20 protein-coding genes are annotated in these 18,055 nt (G+C 73.8%); 9 read left to right on the plus strand and 11 right to left on the minus strand.

Annotation, left to right across the window (positions count from 1 at the left end; translation table 11 throughout):
• Positions 1 to 332 precede the first annotated feature (332 nt).
• From FRAQA3DRAFT_RS18945 to FRAQA3DRAFT_RS18960, 4 genes are all read right to left on the minus strand, one after another.
• A complete protein-coding gene (locus tag FRAQA3DRAFT_RS18945; RefSeq protein ID WP_009740662.1) occupies positions 333 to 1,079 on the minus strand; it encodes a DUF2993 domain-containing protein in 747 nt (248 codons plus the stop codon).
• Complete coding sequence (locus FRAQA3DRAFT_RS18950) at positions 1,076 to 2,113, minus strand: hypothetical protein (RefSeq protein WP_009740663.1); 1,038 nt, start codon at positions 2,111 to 2,113, stop codon at positions 1,076 to 1,078. Before FRAQA3DRAFT_RS18950 ends, FRAQA3DRAFT_RS18945 begins: the two co-directional genes overlap by 4 nt.
• A gap of 87 nt (positions 2,114 to 2,200) precedes the next feature.
• Positions 2,201 to 2,509 (minus strand): MoaD/ThiS family protein, encoded by a 309-nt coding sequence (locus FRAQA3DRAFT_RS18955; protein ID WP_009740664.1) that lies wholly within the window; start codon positions 2,507 to 2,509, stop codon positions 2,201 to 2,203.
• A complete protein-coding gene (locus FRAQA3DRAFT_RS18960; RefSeq protein WP_009740665.1) occupies positions 2,506 to 3,381 on the minus strand; it encodes an alpha/beta hydrolase in 876 nt (291 codons plus the stop codon). Before FRAQA3DRAFT_RS18960 ends, FRAQA3DRAFT_RS18955 begins: the two co-directional genes overlap by 4 nt.
• A gap of 127 nt (positions 3,382 to 3,508) precedes the next feature.
• Between FRAQA3DRAFT_RS18960 and FRAQA3DRAFT_RS18965 the strand changes: the two genes are divergently transcribed.
• Together FRAQA3DRAFT_RS18965 and mshD are read left to right on the plus strand one after the other, a co-directional pair.
• A complete protein-coding gene (locus tag FRAQA3DRAFT_RS18965; RefSeq protein WP_009740666.1) occupies positions 3,509 to 4,261 on the plus strand; it encodes a response regulator transcription factor in 753 nt (250 codons plus the stop codon).
• Between the two features lie 198 nt (positions 4,262 to 4,459).
• Positions 4,460 to 5,461, plus strand: a complete 1,002-nt coding sequence (mshD, locus tag FRAQA3DRAFT_RS18970) for a mycothiol synthase (RefSeq protein WP_009740667.1) — start codon at positions 4,460 to 4,462, stop codon at positions 5,459 to 5,461.
• A 6-nt stretch (positions 5,462 to 5,467) separates the two neighbouring features.
• On the opposite strand, the gene FRAQA3DRAFT_RS18975 is transcribed toward mshD, so the two are convergent.
• On the minus strand, positions 5,468 to 5,827 hold the full coding sequence (locus FRAQA3DRAFT_RS18975) for an STAS domain-containing protein (RefSeq protein WP_009740668.1): 360 nt from the start codon (positions 5,825 to 5,827) through the stop codon (positions 5,468 to 5,470).
• A 307-nt stretch (positions 5,828 to 6,134) separates the two neighbouring features.
• Between FRAQA3DRAFT_RS18975 and FRAQA3DRAFT_RS18980 the strand changes: the two genes are divergently transcribed.
• The gene (locus tag FRAQA3DRAFT_RS18980; protein ID WP_009740669.1) at positions 6,135 to 6,617 is read left to right on the plus strand and encodes a hypothetical protein; all 483 of its coding nucleotides are present in this window, start codon (positions 6,135 to 6,137) and stop codon (positions 6,615 to 6,617) included.
• 18 nt (positions 6,618 to 6,635) lie between these two features.
• On the opposite strand, the gene FRAQA3DRAFT_RS18985 is transcribed toward FRAQA3DRAFT_RS18980, so the two are convergent.
• Entirely contained in the window at positions 6,636 to 7,259 is a 624-nt protein-coding gene (locus tag FRAQA3DRAFT_RS18985) for a TMEM165/GDT1 family protein (RefSeq protein WP_009740670.1), read from the minus strand.
• 428 nt (positions 7,260 to 7,687) lie between these two features.
• Here FRAQA3DRAFT_RS18985 and selA point away from each other — a divergent pair, with 428 nt between their 5' ends.
• Positions 7,688 to 9,178, plus strand: coding sequence for an L-seryl-tRNA(Sec) selenium transferase (gene selA / locus FRAQA3DRAFT_RS18990; RefSeq protein ID WP_009740671.1), 1,491 nt, complete (start codon positions 7,688 to 7,690; stop codon positions 9,176 to 9,178).
• The gene (locus FRAQA3DRAFT_RS18995; protein ID WP_009740672.1) at positions 9,175 to 9,744 is read left to right on the plus strand and encodes a hypothetical protein; all 570 of its coding nucleotides are present in this window, start codon (positions 9,175 to 9,177) and stop codon (positions 9,742 to 9,744) included. The genes selA and FRAQA3DRAFT_RS18995 overlap by 4 nt, the downstream gene beginning before the upstream one ends.
• Positions 9,745 to 9,750: 6 nt before the next feature.
• Here the strand turns inward: FRAQA3DRAFT_RS18995 and FRAQA3DRAFT_RS19000 are convergent, their stop codons facing one another.
• Positions 9,751 to 10,428 (minus strand): hypothetical protein, encoded by a 678-nt coding sequence (locus FRAQA3DRAFT_RS19000; RefSeq protein ID WP_157467472.1) that lies wholly within the window; start codon positions 10,426 to 10,428, stop codon positions 9,751 to 9,753.
• Between the two features lie 338 nt (positions 10,429 to 10,766).
• Between FRAQA3DRAFT_RS19000 and FRAQA3DRAFT_RS19005 the strand changes: the two genes are divergently transcribed.
• The 3 genes from FRAQA3DRAFT_RS19005 (at position 10,767) to FRAQA3DRAFT_RS19015 (ending at position 13,794) form a co-directional block, all read left to right on the plus strand.
• Positions 10,767 to 11,024: a hypothetical protein gene (locus FRAQA3DRAFT_RS19005; protein WP_009740674.1), complete on the plus strand. Its 258-nt coding sequence runs from the start codon at positions 10,767 to 10,769 to the stop codon at positions 11,022 to 11,024.
• 370 nt (positions 11,025 to 11,394) lie between these two features.
• On the plus strand, positions 11,395 to 13,044 hold the full coding sequence (locus tag FRAQA3DRAFT_RS19010) for an NAD(P)/FAD-dependent oxidoreductase (RefSeq protein WP_009740675.1): 1,650 nt from the start codon (positions 11,395 to 11,397) through the stop codon (positions 13,042 to 13,044).
• A gap of 270 nt (positions 13,045 to 13,314) precedes the next feature.
• Positions 13,315 to 13,794 (plus strand): peroxiredoxin, encoded by a 480-nt coding sequence (locus FRAQA3DRAFT_RS19015; RefSeq protein ID WP_009740676.1) that lies wholly within the window; start codon positions 13,315 to 13,317, stop codon positions 13,792 to 13,794.
• A 116-nt stretch (positions 13,795 to 13,910) separates the two neighbouring features.
• Here FRAQA3DRAFT_RS19015 and FRAQA3DRAFT_RS19020 read toward each other — a convergent pair whose 3' ends face one another.
• Together FRAQA3DRAFT_RS19020 and FRAQA3DRAFT_RS19025 are read right to left on the minus strand one after the other, a co-directional pair.
• Entirely contained in the window at positions 13,911 to 14,885 is a 975-nt protein-coding gene (locus FRAQA3DRAFT_RS19020) for a pirin family protein (protein ID WP_009740677.1), read from the minus strand.
• A 45-nt stretch (positions 14,886 to 14,930) separates the two neighbouring features.
• A complete protein-coding gene (locus FRAQA3DRAFT_RS19025) occupies positions 14,931 to 15,299 on the minus strand; it encodes a cupin domain-containing protein (RefSeq protein WP_035921155.1) in 369 nt (122 codons plus the stop codon).
• Between the two features lie 129 nt (positions 15,300 to 15,428).
• Between FRAQA3DRAFT_RS19025 and FRAQA3DRAFT_RS19030 the strand changes: the two genes are divergently transcribed.
• A complete protein-coding gene (locus FRAQA3DRAFT_RS19030) occupies positions 15,429 to 15,998 on the plus strand; it encodes a VOC family protein (RefSeq protein ID WP_009740679.1) in 570 nt (189 codons plus the stop codon).
• A gap of 684 nt (positions 15,999 to 16,682) precedes the next feature.
• On the opposite strand, the gene FRAQA3DRAFT_RS19035 is transcribed toward FRAQA3DRAFT_RS19030, so the two are convergent.
• Both FRAQA3DRAFT_RS19035 and FRAQA3DRAFT_RS19040 read right to left on the minus strand, forming a co-directional pair.
• On the minus strand, positions 16,683 to 17,147 hold the full coding sequence (locus FRAQA3DRAFT_RS19035; protein WP_009740680.1) for a hypothetical protein: 465 nt from the start codon (positions 17,145 to 17,147) through the stop codon (positions 16,683 to 16,685).
• Positions 17,148 to 17,435: 288 nt separating this feature from the next.
• Positions 17,436 to 17,888 (minus strand): MarR family winged helix-turn-helix transcriptional regulator, encoded by a 453-nt coding sequence (locus tag FRAQA3DRAFT_RS19040; protein WP_009740681.1) that lies wholly within the window; start codon positions 17,886 to 17,888, stop codon positions 17,436 to 17,438.
• Positions 17,889 to 18,055: the final 167 nt, after the last annotated feature.

The following is an 18,055-nucleotide window of genomic DNA, read 5'->3' on the forward strand; positions in this document are numbered from 1 at the left end:
CGGCGGGGAGGCCGGCGCTTCCCGCGCACGGGCGGGCGCCGGGATCGCCTGCGCGCCGGCTGGCCTCCCGGGCGCGGCGACCGCCCGTCCCCGCGCCGGGCGGAACCGTCCGTCCCGCGCGCGCATCACCATGCCCAGCGCCACCGCCAAGACGACGGCCCCGACCAGTACCCAGACTCCCGTCACAGCTCCTACAGCATCCCAGCGGCGCCCGCTCTTCCCGGGCCGGCGCCACCGCGCCACAATCACCGCCACCGCCACCGCCACCGCCACCGTCGGCGTCGGCGATCCCCCACCTCGGCGGTCCCACCCAGCCCGCGGCGCCCGTCACATCAGCCCCCCGCGGTGGCCGCGTCGGCGTCGAGCACGACGTCGCGGCCGCCGGCGGCGAAGGCGATCCGATCGGCCGCGACCGTCGCCGAGGTGAGCCGCATGTTGAACGGCAGGCCGGCGACCGGCACGTGCACCGTGAGCAGCTCGGCGGCGGCCTGGCGCAGCGCGGGCGGCAGGATCACGCCGACCGATGCGGCCAGCTCACGGGGGGTGAACGTGACGGCGGCGGGCTGGACCCCGATGTCCGCCGTCCCGGACACGGGGTAGGCCGTCCCCAGAACGTCGACGGATCCCGCGACCCGGATCGCCTGCCCGTCCGGGCTGACCGTGATGGTCGATCCCTGGCCGCGCAGGTAGGCGTTGACGTCGGCGAACGTCAGCTCCACCCGGGCGGCGAGCCGGTCCACCGGTATCCGCCTCACCTCGCCGCGGACGACGTCTGCGAGGGGGACCCGCACCCCGGCGAGGTCGGCGTGCACCCGGTCCACGCGGACGTCCTGCTCGACGTGACCGCGGACGTCCACCCGCACGTCCCGGTAGTTCCCGGCGACGACCTGGGTGAGGAACGGGAAACCGCCGAGCGACACCGTGGGGCGGGACGGCAGGTGCTCGGTCCGCTGCGTCTGCGTGGCGATCTGGCCGGCGGCGACCCGGGCGGCGACCCGGTCCACGACGGCGAGCACGATCAGCAGGGCGACCACGACCACGGCCGTGATGCGCAGGCCGCGGCCGGACGGGCCGCTCATCCGGGAAGGTGCCGTCCGACCAGGTAGACCAGCGGCGCCGCGCAGGCCAACGGCAGGATCGCGGCGAGCAGGACGTCCGCGGCCAGCCGGGCCGCCGTGGCGTCCCCGACCGGCTCCGCCGCGCCAGCCCCGCCGTCCGATCGCCCCCCGGCGGCAGCGGCGGACCCGGCGGCGGGCGACCCGGCCTCGCGGGCGCGGGCCAGCACCAGATCGACCAGGGCCGCGACGGCCGCGCCCGACGCGGCCGTCGCGAGCGCGGCGTTCAGCGTCAGGTCGTCGGGTCCTAGCGCGCCGAAGACCGCGCCCGCCGCCACCGCGACGACCACGCCGAGCAGGTCGGCCGGCACCGCCGCCAGGCCGGCCCAGCCGAGCAGCCGGGCCGCCACGACGGCGCTGCCGGCGCCCAGCAGGCCGGCGATCACCAGCAGGTCGGCCGGATGGTGCGCGCCGTGCCCGGCCCGCAGCGCGAGGTACCCCGCGAACAGGGCGCCCAGGATGATCCCGCTCAGCGCGGTGGCGAGTTCGGCGCTCACCCGGGCCGCGGGATCCGGAGGCGCGGCGGAGTCCGGACGGCCCGCCGAGTCCGCTTCGCCGGCGTTGGCCGGGGGCGCCGCAGCGGGCTGGGCGGCCGCAGCGCGCAGCGTCAGGGCCCGGCGCAGGCCGAGCTGGTAAAGCACCACGACCGCGACGGCCACCCCGATGACACCGGCGGCCGAACCGTAGGCGTGCCGGTCGGAGACCAGCAGGACGACGTCGGCGAGCACGGCCCAGGCCGCGACGAGCGGGATCGTGCCCGGCGAGGCACGCAGCGCCCGGCTCCAGGCCCACGCGAACGCGACCTGCTCGACGGCCAGGACGGCCGCCAGCACCCAGGTGGCGAGGGCGGCCGCGCCGACGGCCAGGCCCGCGGCGACCAGGGCCGCTAGGGGCGCGCCGAGCAGCACCCGCCGGGTCGGCGGGACGGCCGACGGGGCCGTCTCCCCCGACAGCACGCCGCGGGACAGCCCGGGATCGCCAGCGCTCACGCACGTCATGCTGTCATGCCCGCCCTGCGGCCCCGGCGCCGCACCGGCCACGGGCCAGGTCGGACGGACGGACGGACGGCGGGAACGCCCGGGTTCTCAGCCGCCAGCGAACGGCGGCAGGGCCTCCACGACCACGCCGTCGCGCAGGACGACCCCGGCCGGGTCGCGCCGGCCCACCGGCTGGTCGTCCACCAGGTACGAGCAGCGCCGCAGCAGCGCGGGCAGGTTCCCCCCGTGGCGGGCCGCGACGGCCGCGAACAGGGCCGCGAGCGTGTTGGCCTCGATCGTCTCCTCGCGCACCCCCGCGGCGTCGCGGGCGGCGGCCCAGTACCGGACGGTGACCCGGGCGGCCGACGCGGGCGGCACACCCGACGCGGGCGGCCTCGGGCCGGTGCCCGCCGTCACCGGGCCTCCACCACCGCGCCGCCGCGGTGCGCCGAGGCGGCCTGCGCCGGACCGCGGGCGCCGGCTGCCACGAGGTTCGCCAGGTGCGCGCCGATGCGGTCCAGCAGGCCCGGGGACAGCCCGGCCTCGGCGTGGCCGAACTCGGGTACCAGCCACATCTGGGCCGTCTCTCCGGCGGCGGCAGCAAGCGCGCGCGGATGCTCCAGGGTGAAATACCGGTCACGATGCCCGTGAACGATCAGTAAAGGCGTCGGCGCAATGGTGCCGACGATCTCGACCGGAGAGGCGGGAATTGGCACGAAAGCGCGGGGGTCGATACGGACTCGTAACGCACCTCGTGCCACCATCCGGCCAGCGGGATGCTCGGCGAGCCAGTGGATCCGCCGCATGGGCGCGGTGTCACGGACGAACCACCGGCTGGTCGCGCTCACACTGACGACCGCATCCGGGGGATGGCGAAGGCGCAGGTCGTGACTCAGCGTACCGTTTTTGGCCAATCCGGCATGACGGAGGACCGCCGCCCCGCCCATCGACCAGCCCATGGTGATAACGCGCTGGTAGCCGAGCCGACGAGCCTCGCCGACGCCGGCATCGACGTCGAACACCTCGCGATCACCGAAGGTGCATGATCCACTCGAACGACCATGGCCGCGCAGGTCCATGACCAGCACTCCGGCATAATTCCGTAACGCAGCTGCCACATTTCGTAACGCCGGATGCGCCATCGAACAGGAGAAGCCATGGGCGATCACGACCGCCAGCTTCCGCGACTCTCCGTGCACAACCCCGCGTCTTTGATCATGGTTCGTGGCCAGAATCTCAGAATCAGCGGTAGGCAGTAGCCCGTAGACGGTAGGAGCCGAGTAGGACACTCCGCTATCCTCCCCACATACCGGCCTTCGTTTCATGCCCATGACGGTCGTGAGACGCCCAGGGCCGGTCATCGAGTTACTCACCGGGTCGACGCTGCCCCACCACACACCACCTGGAGGAGTCGTCTTGAGCGTCGTCCTTTTGCTCACCAACGCCCCCGGTCCCTCCGCCGAGTCGTTTCCGTCCCTTGGTCTGCTGACCCACACGGTACGGGTCGCCCCGCTGGAGGCGAGTGCTCTGTTGGACGCTCCGCCCGTGGACGTGATCGTGGTGGACGGACGCCGGGAACTCGTCATCGCTCGTGGCCTTTGCCGACTGCTGCGCACGACCGGTCTCACGACGCCGCTGCTGGCATTGGTGACCGAGGGCGGCCTGGCCGCGGTGTCGGCGGACTGGGGGGTCGACGACGTCGTCCTCGACTCCGCCGGTCCCGCGGAGGTCGAGGCCCGGTTGCGACTGGCCATCGGTCGGGTCGCTGCCGCCGGCGGCACGGCCGAGGCCGGTGTCATCCGGTCCGGCGACCTGTCGGTCGACGAGACCACCTACTCGGCCAAGCTGCGGGGCCGCCCGCTCGAGCTCACCTTCAAGGAGTTCGAGCTGCTCAAGTACCTGGCGCAACACCCCGGCCGGGTCTTCACCCGGGCGCAGCTGCTCCAGGAGGTGTGGGGCTACGACTACTACGGCGGCACCCGGACCGTGGACGTCCACGTCCGCCGGCTGCGGGCGAAGCTCGGCCCCGAGCACGAGGCCATGATCGGCACGGTCCGGCACGTGGGCTACAAGTTCGTGGCACCGCCGATCGCGCCCCTGCCGGAGAACACCCCCGGGCCGACCGCCCGCGTCGACCGGGACGACACCCGCACGCCCGAGCGGGTCTAGGCGCCGCCGGGCGGGCCGGCGGGCGACACCGCCAGGCACCGCACCGGCATGCCGGACCGCACGGCGTCGGCATCCGGCCGCGGGGAGCCGGTGGGCGGCGCCGATCGTCGGCGCAACCGACCTGACGATGCCGGGTGGGAGATGTCCACGTCTCCCGCCCTGCATCGTCGCGTCGGGGCGACGGATCACGGGACAGCCGTGGCCCAGGGCCCATACGGTCATACGGTGACCACCTCCCTGACCTGGCAGCCGGTCCTGAACGGCGCGGACGTGGACGACATCGTGAGCCTGCTCGCCGCCGCCGAGCGGGCGGACGGCACCGGGCCGGTGTCCGAGGACGTCCGGCTGACCCTGCGTCCGGACCTGCGGATCGGGGTGGGCCGGCACCTGCTCGCCGTGCCTGCCGCCGCGGTCGGGGCGCCGGGCGCCCGGCGCCCGATCATCGGCTATGCGCATCTCGGCGGCACGATCGACAGCCGCCAGGCCGAGATCGTGGTCCATCCGGGGCATCGCGGCCAGGGGATCGGCCGCGCCCTGGCCACCGCGCTGACCGAGGCGCTCGGTGACCCGCCGGCCCGGCTCGACGTGTGGGCGCACGGGGATCTCCCCCCCGCGGCCGCGCTGGCCGACCGGCTCGGATTCGCCCGCACCCGGGTACTGTTCCAGCTTCGCCGCCCGCTGACCGCCGGCCCGCAGCTGCCGGAGCCACATCTGCCACCCGGGGTCACCGTCCGCGCCTTCGTTCCGGGCCGCGACGACGAGGCCTGGCTGGCCGTCAACGCCGCCGCCTTCGCCGATCATCCCGAGCAGGGTCGCTGGACGCTCGACGACCTGGCCCGGCGGCGAGCCGAGCCATGGTTCGACCCGCGTGGGTTCTTCGTCGCCGAACGGGACGGCCGGTTGGTCGGCTTCCACTGGACGAAGGTCCACGAGGTGGACGAGACGCCGCCGCCGGGCACCCGCCCCGGCCCGATCGGCGAGGTGTACGTGGTGGGGGTGCTGCCCGGCGTGGGCGGCGCGGGGCTGGGGCGCGCCCTGACCCTGATCGGGCTGCGCCATCTGCGCGCCGAGGGGCTCGCGGCGGTGCTGCTCTACGTGGACGAGGACAACGACCGGGCCGTGCGGATGTATACCGGCCTCAGCTTCACCGTCCACACGCGCGACGTGTCCTACCACTGGCGCGGGCCGGCCACGGGCTGAGGCCGGTCATGCACCGCGGCGGGTTACCAGGCCCGACGCCGCGGCCGCGCCGCCGTGGTCGACCTCGATGACCGAGCTCAGGTTGGTGACGTGCAGCAGCCGGTAGGCGTCCTCGTTGAGGTTGCGCAACGCCAGCCGGCCGCCGACGGAACGCTGACGCTGGTGGGCGAACAGGATGACCGCCAGCCCCTGGGAGTCGAGGAAGCTCACCTGCGCGAGGTCGACGACGATGTCCTTGACTCCGGCGACGCGCGCGTCGAGCAGCGCCTCGCGCAACGGGTCCAAGGACGAGTAGTCGATGTCGCCGACCGGGTGCACGACGATGGCCTCACGGCCGGTCACTTCGACGCGAACGCTGGGTTCCATGGCTCCGTTGACGACCGGACGGCATCGGCGCCACGAGAAGCCGGCCGGGCTGCTTCCCGTTACGCGCCGCGCCCCTGGCAAGCGCGACGATGGCCACCTACCCCCACCACACCACTCCCACACCCGCCCGATTCCCACCGGGAAGCGGTTTTCCTCACACCGGATCGACACCGCCCCACCGGCGGCGGCGCGCGACGGTCAGTGACCGACCCCGCCCGGCCGCGGTCTGCCCCCGTGGACGCTCCCTCCCGTCTTCTCCCCGCCGCGCGGGATGGGATGACGAGTCGCCGGATGAGAGCGTCAGTCCATGGACATCAACCCGCCCCGGACCCCTGGCGGCACCGCTTCCCCCGACGTCGTCACCTTCCTCAGCCAGTTGGACGGCGCGGCCGTCTCCGTCGGACCGCAGCCCGGCGCCCCGCCGTCGCCCGGCGTGGTGCTGACCGCCCAGCGGCCCGGACGCGACCCGGCCGTCCTGCGGCTGACGCCGGACGAGGCGGACCGGCTCGCGGAGCTGCTGTCCGCGGCCGCCGGCGCCGCGGCGCTGCCCCCTGGCGCGGCCGACCGCCGCGGCGGGGCCTCAGCCGGGGGCGCAGGCGCAACGGCCGCCGTCCGCTCGCACCACGTCGTCTGCGTCGCGGAGGGCTCGGCGGCCGAGGAGCTGCGCCACGCGCTGGCGCTGCTGCCGGCGCGGGCCCGGCTCGTCGACTTCACCTCGGACACCGACGTCGTCCTCGTGTTCGCCACTGACGACCCGCGCTGGCCCACTGCCGCGGAGCCGGCCCGGTGACCGGAGCGAGCGCGGGGCCTAGCCGCGCACCGCCTCGATCGCCGACACGACGGCCAGGACCGTGAAGGCGCCCGCGGCGATTCGGGTGATCACTGCGATGGGCATCAGGCGAAGCAGCCCGCGCCCACCGGCGATGGCCAGCCCGGCCACCGTCCACAGCGCCAGCACCGCCCCGGTCCAGACCGCCACCGGCGCGTCGAACCGGGCGGCGAGGTTCGCCGTCGAGATCTGCGTCAGGTCGCCGAGCTCCGCGACGAACACGACCCCGAAGGAGGTGGCCGCCACCCGCCAGAACGTCGTCGCCGCCACCGGCGGCGGGGAAGCGGACGCCTCGGCCGCGGCGTCGGCCCGGTCCGGGTCGTCCTCGTTCTCGTTCTCGCGGCCCTCGCGCAGCACGAGCACGGCCCCGGTGATGAAGAGCACGGCCGTGATCGCGTCGACGATCCGGTGTGGCAACAGCGAGAAGGCGCTGCCGGCCGCCACCGCCACGGTGACGTGCACGACGAAGGCGAGTGCCACTCCGGCCCAGACGTGCAGCGGCCGGAAGCGGCTGCCCAGCACGAGGCTCGCGACCATCGTCTTGTCGGGAAGCTCGGCCAGGAAGATCACGCCGAAGGTGATGAATGCTGCGGTGATGCTCAAATGCCCGGGGCCTCTCCGTGGGACCGGGCCGGAAGCAGGACACGCCTTCGACCCGGCATGACTGCCGTGTCGAAGGTCTCGCCCACCCGGCCGCATGGGCCGGGCCCGGCCGCCGGGTGCCCGCGGACCGGCCCTGGAGTGGGCCGATGAGCGGACGCCAGTATGTCGACGCACCGGACCGCTCGGACGCCGCACCCGGCCGGCCCGGCGACGGACACGTCGGTCGTCGCGGGCCGTGCGCACCGGAGACGGGCCGCTCGGCGGGGCTACTCCCCTTCGGGGGAGAGAGTACAGGCCGCACGGACCGCCGGCATTCACCTCGATCCGCCCCTGCCGTGGAACGAGCCACAGGAACACGAAAGGACACCATCCATCGGTGGGGGCCTCCGTGAAAATCCCGGAAAGAAGCACTAACTTCACGTGGAGTGATGGACGACGCGGTTCCCCCCTCGTACCGCGCCGGGGACGGGCCGGTGCCGGCGCCGATGGCGCTCGCCCGCACAGCGACCGGCCTGCGCCCAGTGATCAACGCAACCGGGGTGATCCTGCACGGCGCGCTCGGCCGAGCCCCGCTGTCGGCGGCCGCGCGCGCCGCCGTGGACCTGGCCGCCGGCACCACCGATCTCGAACTCGACCTGCGCACCGGGCGCCGGGACCGCCGAGGGCGCACCGCCCTGGCCACCCTGGCCACGGCGGTGCCGGCAGCGGCGGGCGTGCACGTCGTCAACAACAACGCGGCGGGCCTCGCCCTCGCGGTGGCCGCGCTCGCCGGGCGGCGCGAGGTGGTGGTGAGCCGGGGGGAGCTCTTCGAGACCACCGACGGTTTCCGGCTGCCGGAGCTCCTGGTCGCCACGGGCGCGCGGCTGCGCGAGGTCGGCACGACCAACCGCACCACCCTCGGCGACTACGCGGACGCCATCGGTCCGGACACCGGCCTGGTGCTGCGGGTGCATACGGCCAGCTACCAGGTGGTCGGGTTCACCGACAGCCCCACCATCAGCGATCTCGCCGCCCTCTGCGCCGACTTCGAGGTTCCGCTCGTCGGCGACTGCGGCTCGGGCCTGCTCCACCCCGAACCGCTGCTCGCCACCGAGCCCGACGTCACGAGCTGGCTCGGCTGGGGGGTCGGCGTGGTCACGACCAGCGGCGACAAACTGCTCGGCGGCCCGCAGTGCGGTCTGCTCCTCGGCCGGGCGGATCTGATCGACCGGATGCGCCGCCATCCGATGTCCCGAGCGCTGCGCGCCGGCAAGCTCACCCTCGCCGCACTGGAGGCAACCCTGCGCCATCCCGACTCGCCGGTCCGGCAGGCCCTGCGCGCGCGGCCGGAGCGCCTCGCCGCCCGGGCCGAGACGCTCGCGGCCTGGCTGCGCCGCGCCGGCATCGCGGCGTCCGCCGTGGCCAGCCGGGCGCTCGTCGACGGCGGCGCCGGCGCGACGTCGGACGGGAACGCCTGCGGATGCCAGCGCGGGTGGGCCGCGGGAGTGGATCAGGCTACCGGGCGAGCGGCCTGCGGCGCGGGTGGGTTCGGCTGCGTCGGCGCCGAACTGCCCAGCGCCGCCGTCGCGCTGGACGCGATGATCGCGGCGCCGCTGCGCCGCGGTGAACCGTCCGTCCTCGGGCGCGTCGAGCAGGGCTGCTGCCTGCTCGACCTGCGGACCGTGCCGGCGGAGCTCGATCCGGTGCTCGCCGCCGCTGTGCTCGCGGCGGCGACCGAAGCCGGCGCGACCACCCTCACCGATGCCCCCACCGAGCCGCACGACACCGCGGCGGCCGACACCGTCGTCACGGCGGGCGGCGCGGCGGTGGCGGGCGGCGTTCCGGTGGTGGCGGGCGGCGCCGTCGCGGCGGCGGACATGGTGACCGTCGAGTCCAGGGCGATCCCGCCCACCGTCGTCCCGGATCGGCGGGCGCCGTGAGTCGCACCCGGTTGCGCGACATCACCGCCCTCGCCGACGCCGCGCGCCGGGTCGCCGGTGCGGCCGCAGGATCGGTCCTGCTCTGCTATGGGCTTGTCCACCTGCTGGTCTGGCCCGGCGCCCCGACCGGCACGCCGGGCGAGCGCTACCGCTGGGACGGTGAGACGGAGCTACTCGGGTGGCTGCCCGGCTGGGCGGTCTGGGCAGTCGGCGGGATCCTGCTGGCCGCGGCCGTGCTGGGGCACGCCGTCGGCGGGGCCGGGCTCGCCGGGCTGCCCATCGCGCGCCGGCACCGGCTGGCCGCGACCGGGACCGGAGCAGCCGGTTCCCTCGCGCTGTTCGCGGTGGCCTGGCCCGGGTTGGAGCCCACGCCCACCGAGTTCAGCGCCGGTCCGGTCATCAGCGGGCTGCTACTGGCGAGCGTCGTCGCGACGGCTTGGGCCCGGCGCCACCCGCCGCCGGCCGACGCCCGGAAACCCGATCGAACCCGCACGGCCGGCGCGAAGGCCGGCGCGAAGGCCGGCGCGAAGGCCGGCGCGAAGGCCGGCGCGAAGGCCGGCGCATAGGGCCCCTCAGTCGAGGGCGTGCAGCTCACGGGCCAGGTTGAGGCGGGCCAGCGGCTCCCAGTTCCGCCGCGCCCAGGCGGTCGCGTAAAGCGGACCGTCCAACAGGCCGCGCAGGAGCGGCGCCCGCCCCTCGCGCCAGGCCTGTTCGCCGAGCCAGCCGTACTCCCGGCGGACCCGGCGCACATAGCGATCGTAGGCGGCCGGCGGGCGGGCCAGAACCCGCAGGTCGGCGTCGTTGACGAGGGCCTCATCGTCGCGACTCGACCGATGCGAGGCCGTGGCGAGGACCAGCCGGGCGACCGCCGCCCCGATCGCGGCGGGGCAGCCCAGCCGGGCGAGCACGTCGATCGCCAGCTCCGCGGACCGCTGCTCGTTGTCCGCCAACCGCGGCTGGTAGACGGCGTCGTGGAAGTACACGGCGAGCACGCAGACGTGCGCGGCGCGCTCCGCCGGCGGCCGACGCTCGGCGGCGAGCAGCACCCGCAGCGCCGCGGACATCTCCGCGACGTGCCGCAAGGTGTGGTAGTGCCGGCCCGGCTCCTGGTGGCGCCGGGCCAGGTCGACGAAGGCCACGACACGATCACCCACGTCTGCGCGGGCGCCGGCGGTGAGCAACGCGTCGTCGAAGACCCGGGCCAGCGGTGATCGGGGAACGGCCACGGCAGCCTCGCTGACGTGGCTCACGTTCCCTCCCACCCGCAAGCCCCCTCCCACCCGCACGCCCCCTACCACCCGCACGCCCTCCCGGACCATCGCGTCGCCACCGGCGGGGCGCGCCAGCGGCGGGGGACCACGACCACGATCGTGCTCCCGGCGCGAGCCTCCGGCCGGCCGAACGCCTCCATCTGATACCAGAATGGTTCTTCCTTGCCGGCCACCACCCCGGCCCCTGGCCACCCGGCACCGGCCGGGCGCGCCCCGATGGCCGGCGGCGGGCGGGCAGCGGTGTTCATCGGCCGGCGCATGACCCGTCCGGGCCACCGGCGTTCGCGTGAATCGAACAGGCATACGACTTTTGGGCCGTGGTAGTGCAGATCGTGATCGGCGGGCAGCCCTACCCCCTGCCGGCGGGCGCCGATCCGGACGAACTGCGCAGGCGGGTCGCCCAGGCAGTCTTCCGCTGCGAGGTCGAGCAGCTCCACCTCGCGGACGGGCGGACGATGCTGGCCAACTGGCGGTCCGTCCGGCTCATCGAGGTCCGGTCCGACGCGGACCCGCGGCCCCCGGAGACCTGCGAGAACGACGCGGGGCGCGGGCGCCGCCCGGTTGCCGACCACTAGCAAGATCCGATGATCCGTGCTCGGCCGGTGTGCGTGCCGGCATTACCGGAACAACGGTTGGGAAACAAATGATTCACAATACGACCCGACGCCGGGGCAACCGGAGTCCCGTCCGCGCAGGTCACAGGCGGCAAACTCCCCCGACCCAGTCGGACCATTCGACCAAATTACGCATTACCGACATATAGTCGAAAGCTCCGATTTAGGATCGTCGCTTACGCATTGGCATTGATGTGCCGTTTGTTGCAACCGCGATCCGTCGAGCTGGTTAGGTGTTATTTGTTCACCGGTTGCGATGATTGTGATCTTTATGAGGAAGGGCGGACGCAGCCGGCCCACTTCGTGTAAGCGGCGTCCAGGGAGTCTCGTAATGAGCGGGTACGACTATTCGGTTGCCATCCTCGGTAGCGGCATCGCCGGCTCGACACTGGCCAACATCCTCGCCCGGCACGGTCACAGCGTGGTCCTCGTCGACAGCGGCACCCACCCACGGTTCGCGCTCGGCGAGTCGACGATCGGGGAGACGACCTACCTGCTGAAGCTGCTCGCCGAGCGGTTCGACGTACCCGAGCTCGGCCACGTGAGCAGCTTCGAGGGGGTGCGCTCGCACGTCACCTCGGCCTGCGGGGTCAAGCGCAACTTCGGCTTCGTGTACCACCGGGACGGGCAGGTGCAGAACCCCGAGGAAGTCACCCAGTGCAGCGTCTCGGAGTTCCCGAACGGCCCGGAAATGCACATGCACCGCCAGGACATCGACTCCTACCTGTTCTACTCCGCGGTCCGCTACGGAGCGGAACCCCGCCAGCGGACCATGGTGGAGCGCGTCGACTTCACCGCCGACGCGGCGACGCTGACGACGAGGTCCGGCGAGACGATCCGGGTCCGCTACGTCGTGGACGCGTCGGGCCGCAACTCGGTCCTCGCGAACCAGTTCGCCCTGCGTGAGGAGCCCTGCCGGTTCCGGACGAACTCCCGGACGCTGTTCACCCACATGGTCGGCGTCACCCCGTTCGACGACGTGACGACCCCCAGCGGCCAGCCGTCGCTGTGGCACCAGGGCACCCTGCACCACATCTTCGACGGCGGCTGGCTGTGGGTCATCCCGTTCGACAACCACCGCAAGGCCACCAACCCGCTGTGCAGCGTCGGGCTCAACCTGGATGCCAGCCGCTTCCCCAAGGAGCCTGGGCTCACCGCCGAGCAGGAGTGGGCCGCCTACCTCGACCGTTTTCCCAGCGTGGCCCGCCAGTTCGCCGGTGCCCGGCCCGCCTGGGACTGGGTCTCCACCGGGCGCACCCAGTACTCCAGCACCCGCACGGTCGGCGACCGCTGGGCGATGATGAGCCACGCCGCCGGGGCGATCGACGCGCTGTTCTCCCGCGGCATGGCCAACACCATGCAGGTGATCTACGCCTTCACCCCGACCCTGCTGGCCGCGCTCGCCGACGACGACTTCTCCGCCGAGCGCTTCGGCCACATCGACACGCTCAACCAGACGATCCTCGACGTCAACGACAAGCTCGTGCACGGCTCGTACGTCTCGTTCCGGGACTTCGACCTGTGGCGGGCCTGGTCGAAGGTGTGGTTCCTCGGCTGGAACATGGGCATCGCCCGGATCGTCGGGACGTACTTCGGCTACCTCGAGAAGGGCGACCGGGCCCTGTTCGACCGGCTGCTCGACGCCCCGCACCTGGGCACCTTCTGCCCGGACCTGCCGGAGTTCCAGCCGTTCTTCGACTCCCTGAGCGCGGTGATGGTCGACGTGGAGGCCGGCCGGCTGACCCCGGCTGCCGCCGTCGAGCGGCTCGCCGGCCTGCTCGGCGGGGCCGACTTCCTGCCCGCGCCGCTGCGGCTCGGGGATGTGCTGCGGCGCTGGCACGACGGCTCCTTCGAGGCCCAGCGCCGGATGTACGAGTGGGGTCGGACCAACTCCCCGACGCCGCTGCGGCGCTGGTACGACTACGACCTCGACGAGCTGCTGACCCGCACGGGCGGGACGCCGCAACCGGCCGTCTTCTGACGCCGACCGGGACGGGCGGGCGGGACGGGCGGGGTAGCGGTGGCGACGTCGATGCGGGCTGGCGTGCCGCATTCTGTCACCGGTACTGTTGCGAAAATCGGCACCCGCCCGACCCGCTGGCCGCGGCGGCAGGAGAAGGAGCGCGCTTGTCCCGAACCGCCCCCAGCACCCGCCCGCCCCGGCTCGTCCCCGCCGCCCCGGCCACGCGTCCCGGCGGCGGCGCGGCGGGCCCGTCCGGGGCCTCGCACCCGTGCCGGGCGGGGTCCTGACGTGGCCACCCCGACCGTGGGCAACCAGGCGCCCGACCTCAGCCTGCCGGGTCTCGTACTCGCAGACGGCGAGCGCCAAGACGGCGAGTACACCCTGTCCACCGAGCGCGGGCATCCCGTCGTGCTGGCCTTCTACCCCGGCGACAACACGCCGGTCTGCACCAGGCAGATGTGCTCCTACTCGGCGGGCCTGGAGATCTTCGCCGACCTCGGCGTCCTCGTGTGGGGCATCAGCCCGCAGGACCTGGACAGCCACGAGGGGTTCGCCCGCCGGCACAGCCTGGGCTTTCCCCTGCTCGCCGACACCGCACGCACGGCGGTCAAGGCGTACGGGATCGCCGTGCCCGGGCTCGGGCTGCGCCGCTCGGTCTTCCTCGTCGACGCGGACGGCGTGCTGCGCTGGAAGCAGGTCGGCCTGCTCGGAGTCACCTACTCCGACGTCGACACCATCGCCGCACAGGTCAAGAAGCTCAAGCTCTGACGGCCTGGCCGCCGATCTGACGGCCTGGCCGCCGAGTAACCCGGGTTCCGTCGCCGCGGCCTCGGCGGCGCGACGGCGGCGGTGCGGGCGGCAGGGCCAGGCGCGCGTGCGCCGGGTCAGCCGGCCGCCCAGGGCCGCTCGGGCGCCGGAATCCGCCGGGCGTTGGTCGCCACGGCGCCGAACCGGTCCGCGCCGGCCTGCCAGTCGGCGCGGGCGACGTCGATCTCGGCCCGGGACCGGGCGACGAAGTTCCACCACATCACCAGCCGGTCGGCGAACGGCTCCCCGCCGAGCAGCAGCACGCGGGCGCCCTCGCCGGCCCTCAGCGGCAGCTCGTCGCGCCCGGCACCCAGGTAGCCCAGCCGGCCGGGGCGCAGGACCTGCGCGCCGACCTCCACCGACCCGGCCAGGACGACCAGGCCGTGTTCGAAGTCGCGCCGCAGCGGCAGGACGGTGCCACCGGCCCGCAGCGCTAGATCGGCGCCGACCAGCGGGGTGTCGGTCCGCGCCGGGGAGACGTTGCCGTCGAGCTCGCCGAGCAGCACCGTCACCTCGGCCGCCCCGAACCGGGCGACGGGCAGGTCGGCGTGGTGGGCGAAGGCGGGCGGGCCGTGCCGGGTGTGCTCGGGCTGCGCCACCCACAGCTGCACGCCGTGCAGCTCGCCCCGGTGATCCTCGGACTCCTCCGCGTGGGCGACCCCGTGCCCAGCGCTCATCAGGTTCAGCTCACCCGGCCGCAGGACCTGCTCGGAGCCCAGGCTGTCCCGATGCACCTGGCGGCCGTGCAGCAGCCAGGTGACGGTGGCCAGCCCGATGTGCGGATGGGGCCCCACGGCGACGGGGTTCGACGGTGAGATCGCCGTCGGGCCCATGTGGTCGACGAAGCACCAGGCGCCGATGGTCCGCCGGACCCGCCTTGGCAGGACCCGCCGCACCGGGATGCCACTCACATCGGCCGCCCGCCCGTCGACGACCTCCAGCTCCGGCCCGGCCACCGAGGCCCGGTCCGGTGCCGGTGCCAGGGCGGGCGGCGGCACCGGCGGGTCCCCCGGCCCGGGAGCGACGTCGACGGGTGAGACGGGTCCGCTCATCCGTCAACGGTACGACATTTCGTTGCACGTGCAACAAACGGTCGCCTACTCGTCCTCGTCACGATGGACGGTCTCTGGCAGGAAGGCCGGCAGGCAGACCGAGATGTAGTCCGCGCCGTCCGCGCCCCGCGTGCTGTAGCGGACCCACTCCCCGGCGGCGGTGTGCACCGCCTGGCCCGCCGCAACCTCGATGACCCCGCCGGCGTGCTCCACCGTCACCGAGCCGCGCAGGACGATCGTGTACTCGTCGAACTCCGGCCGCTGGCCAGGCTCGGCCCAGCCACCCGGACTCGACATGTGCGCGATGCTCAGGGTCCGGGTGCCGGTGTTCACCCCGCCCACGTACTCACGAATGATCTTTGGAAGGTTCCCGGCAGCCTCGACGACGGTCGGCTTCTCGATGAAGGTCGGCATGGGATGCATCATCGTGCCTGGCAGCCGGCCGGGACGCCGCTGGGACGCCGCTGGGACGCAGGGCGCGCAGGACGACGGTACGATCTCGGTCGCGCTCCCCCGATGCCGGTGGGACGTGGGAGGGGCGTCGTGACAACCGAATCGATCTTTCACCCCCAGGTCCGTGTGCAGACGGGGGTCGCCCCAGCACGGCACGGCGCCGGGGATTGCGCACCGGCCGGTTCACGGTTCACCGGCATCGGCGCCGTCGAGTCGTTGCTGGCCGGGCTGACGTTCCATCACTTCGGCATCGTGGTCACGGATCTGGATCTCGCCCGCGAGCTCTACACCGTCTCGCTCGGCATCGACTCCTGGCGCACCCTGGCGCTGTCCGGGCCCGCCGTGCGCCGCGGCCGGCCCGTCGCACTCGACGGCACCAGGGTCGCGATCGGCCGACTCGGCACCAGCCTCGTCGAGCTGGTCGAACCCGGCTGCCAACCGGGGACGGCCCGCGAGATCCTCGACCGGCGCGGCGAGGGCCTCTTCGCCATCGGCTACGTGGTCGACGACGTCGCGGCCCAGCTGCGCGCCTCGGTCGCAGCCGGGGCCACGGTCGAGCAGGTCAGGCCGGATGCGGGCCATCCGGTCGGGGCGTACCTGGATGCCGGCTCGGGCCTGCTGGTCGACCTGGTCCAAAGCGGCGCATCCTGGCCCGACTGACCGCCGGCACGGTCGCAACGAGCCCGGCGGACTTGTGTCGGTGACCCGTTGAATGTCATCATCAGTCCAGAGGCCGCCCGGCACCCCCCGAGCTGGGCGGCCTCACCTGTGCCACCGAGGCGCCACCGGGCGGGGCTCTCCGCACGGCCCGGCGCCGGCCAGCTCACCCCCCGCGCACACGGCCTTCATGCCACGCCGACCAGCGCGACCGCCGACCAGGTCTGGCGCGACAGCCAGGATCGCGGTGAGGGTCGGGGACACCGGAAATCCCGCAGTCACGTGCCGCCGGCCGGTCCCACGAAAGGCGGTCCAGCGGTGAGCCGACGGACCCCGCCGCGTTCCCGACCAGCATTCCGCGCCAGGAAAGAACCGCCGGCCGGCCAGGACGGCGTCGGTCGGTGGAAAGAGGCCACCGGCTGATACAGATTGCCGACGGGACGTCCGCCCGCCGCGCTTGGGACGAGCCCCCTCATCGACGGCCCGGACCACGGAAAACCACCACGGGCCGGGGCGGGAAGACACCGGCCGGCCGTCTCCCGACGGTCAGCATACCGATGATCGGCCGCCCGACCAGGCTGGGCACTGAAGGTCCGCGATCAAACAATCTGCCCACTGACCATCCACCACGCGGCGGCAATTCGACGGCGCGCCACCGGCACCCGCGGCCCGGCGCCCCGGCCGCGGTCAGGTGGCGAGGAAGACGATCGTGAGGATGAGCCCGACCAGGGTCGTCGCGATCGCGACGAAGGTCGCGATCTTGCCGCGTCCGCTGCCCTTTCGCCAGGCCAGAGCCCCGCAGCCGATCGCGATCAGCCCAGCGAGCGGGAAGAACAGGCCGAGGACGGCGAAGGTGAACGCGAGGATCCACAGTGCCCGGGCGCCGGGCAGCTCCTCGTCCGGCGCCGCCAGTGAGCCGTATTCCTGCTGGGCAGGACCATTGTCCGGGTACGGAACACGCGGGGTGCCGTCGGGACCCGAGGGAAAGGGCCCGGCCTGTTCCGGCACATCCGGCGCCGGCGTGGAGCGCCCTTGACCATCCCCGCCCCGCGCTGCGATCCACCCGCCCGACGCCATGCCCGGCGCGCCAGCGGGCGTTCCGGCGGGAAGCGACCCGGAATCGGCGCTGGTCGCGGGGGTCGGCTTGCTCATCACGGACTCCTCGTTTACGAACTATCCAGTGTTCTCGACGGATCTGCGGTCGGAGAACCGGCCCGTGGCCACAGAGCCTGACGCAGATTTACGCCGGTGTCCCAGATCCTCGCGAAAAGCGCGCCGCGCGGAGGTGTCGGCCACCCGAAAGCGCCACCGACCGTGAGATGGGTCGCCACCGCCGGCCCGGCCGCAATCCGCCGTCGGCGGCCCTGCCAGAATCGCCGACGGCCCCCGCCGCGATCGGCCGCGGACCTGCCTTGCCCCGTTCTCGTCTCGGAAACCCGCCTACCGGCCCCGCTCGGCCAGGTTCTCCTCGACGAAGCGCTCCAGGCCCGCGACGAAGGCGCGCGCGTCCTCGGCCGGCCAGGCGTCGAGCCGGCGCTGGAACGCGCCGGCCAGCCGACCACGCAGCCGCTCGATGGCGGCGTTCCCCTCGTCGGTCAGCGTGAGCCGGGTGGCCCGGGCGTCGTCGGGATCGGCCGAGCGACGCAGCAGTCCAAGCGCCTCGAGCCGATCGCTGTGCCGGCTGACCACCGACCGGTCGATGCCGATCTCCGTGCTGAGCTTGCGCGCGGTCGTGGGCCCCGTCCGCGCCAGGCCGCTGAGCACGGGGTAGGTCGCCTCGTCCAGGTTCACGTCGCCCGCGGCCAGCAGATCCCCGAACAGCCGCATACGGGTAGGCCGCGCGAGCAGGAGCCCCAGCGCCGCGGCGAGCCTCGCGCCGTCGTCTGATCCCACCGCTCGACCTTACTCTGCGTGCACGGTGCACGAGCCGGCCGGCGTTCGACGGACCCCGGTCAGCCGACCGGGTCCGGCCGCAACGACCGGAACACAACGGGATCTTCGGGCAGGTGCCCCGGTTGGGGCGTCCGAGCAGCACTTCGGCAGACTGGGGCGCAGGCGCC

It is taken from the genome of Frankia sp. QA3 (assembly GCF_000262465.1).
Lineage (GTDB): Bacteria > Actinomycetota > Actinomycetes > Frankiales > Frankiaceae > Frankia.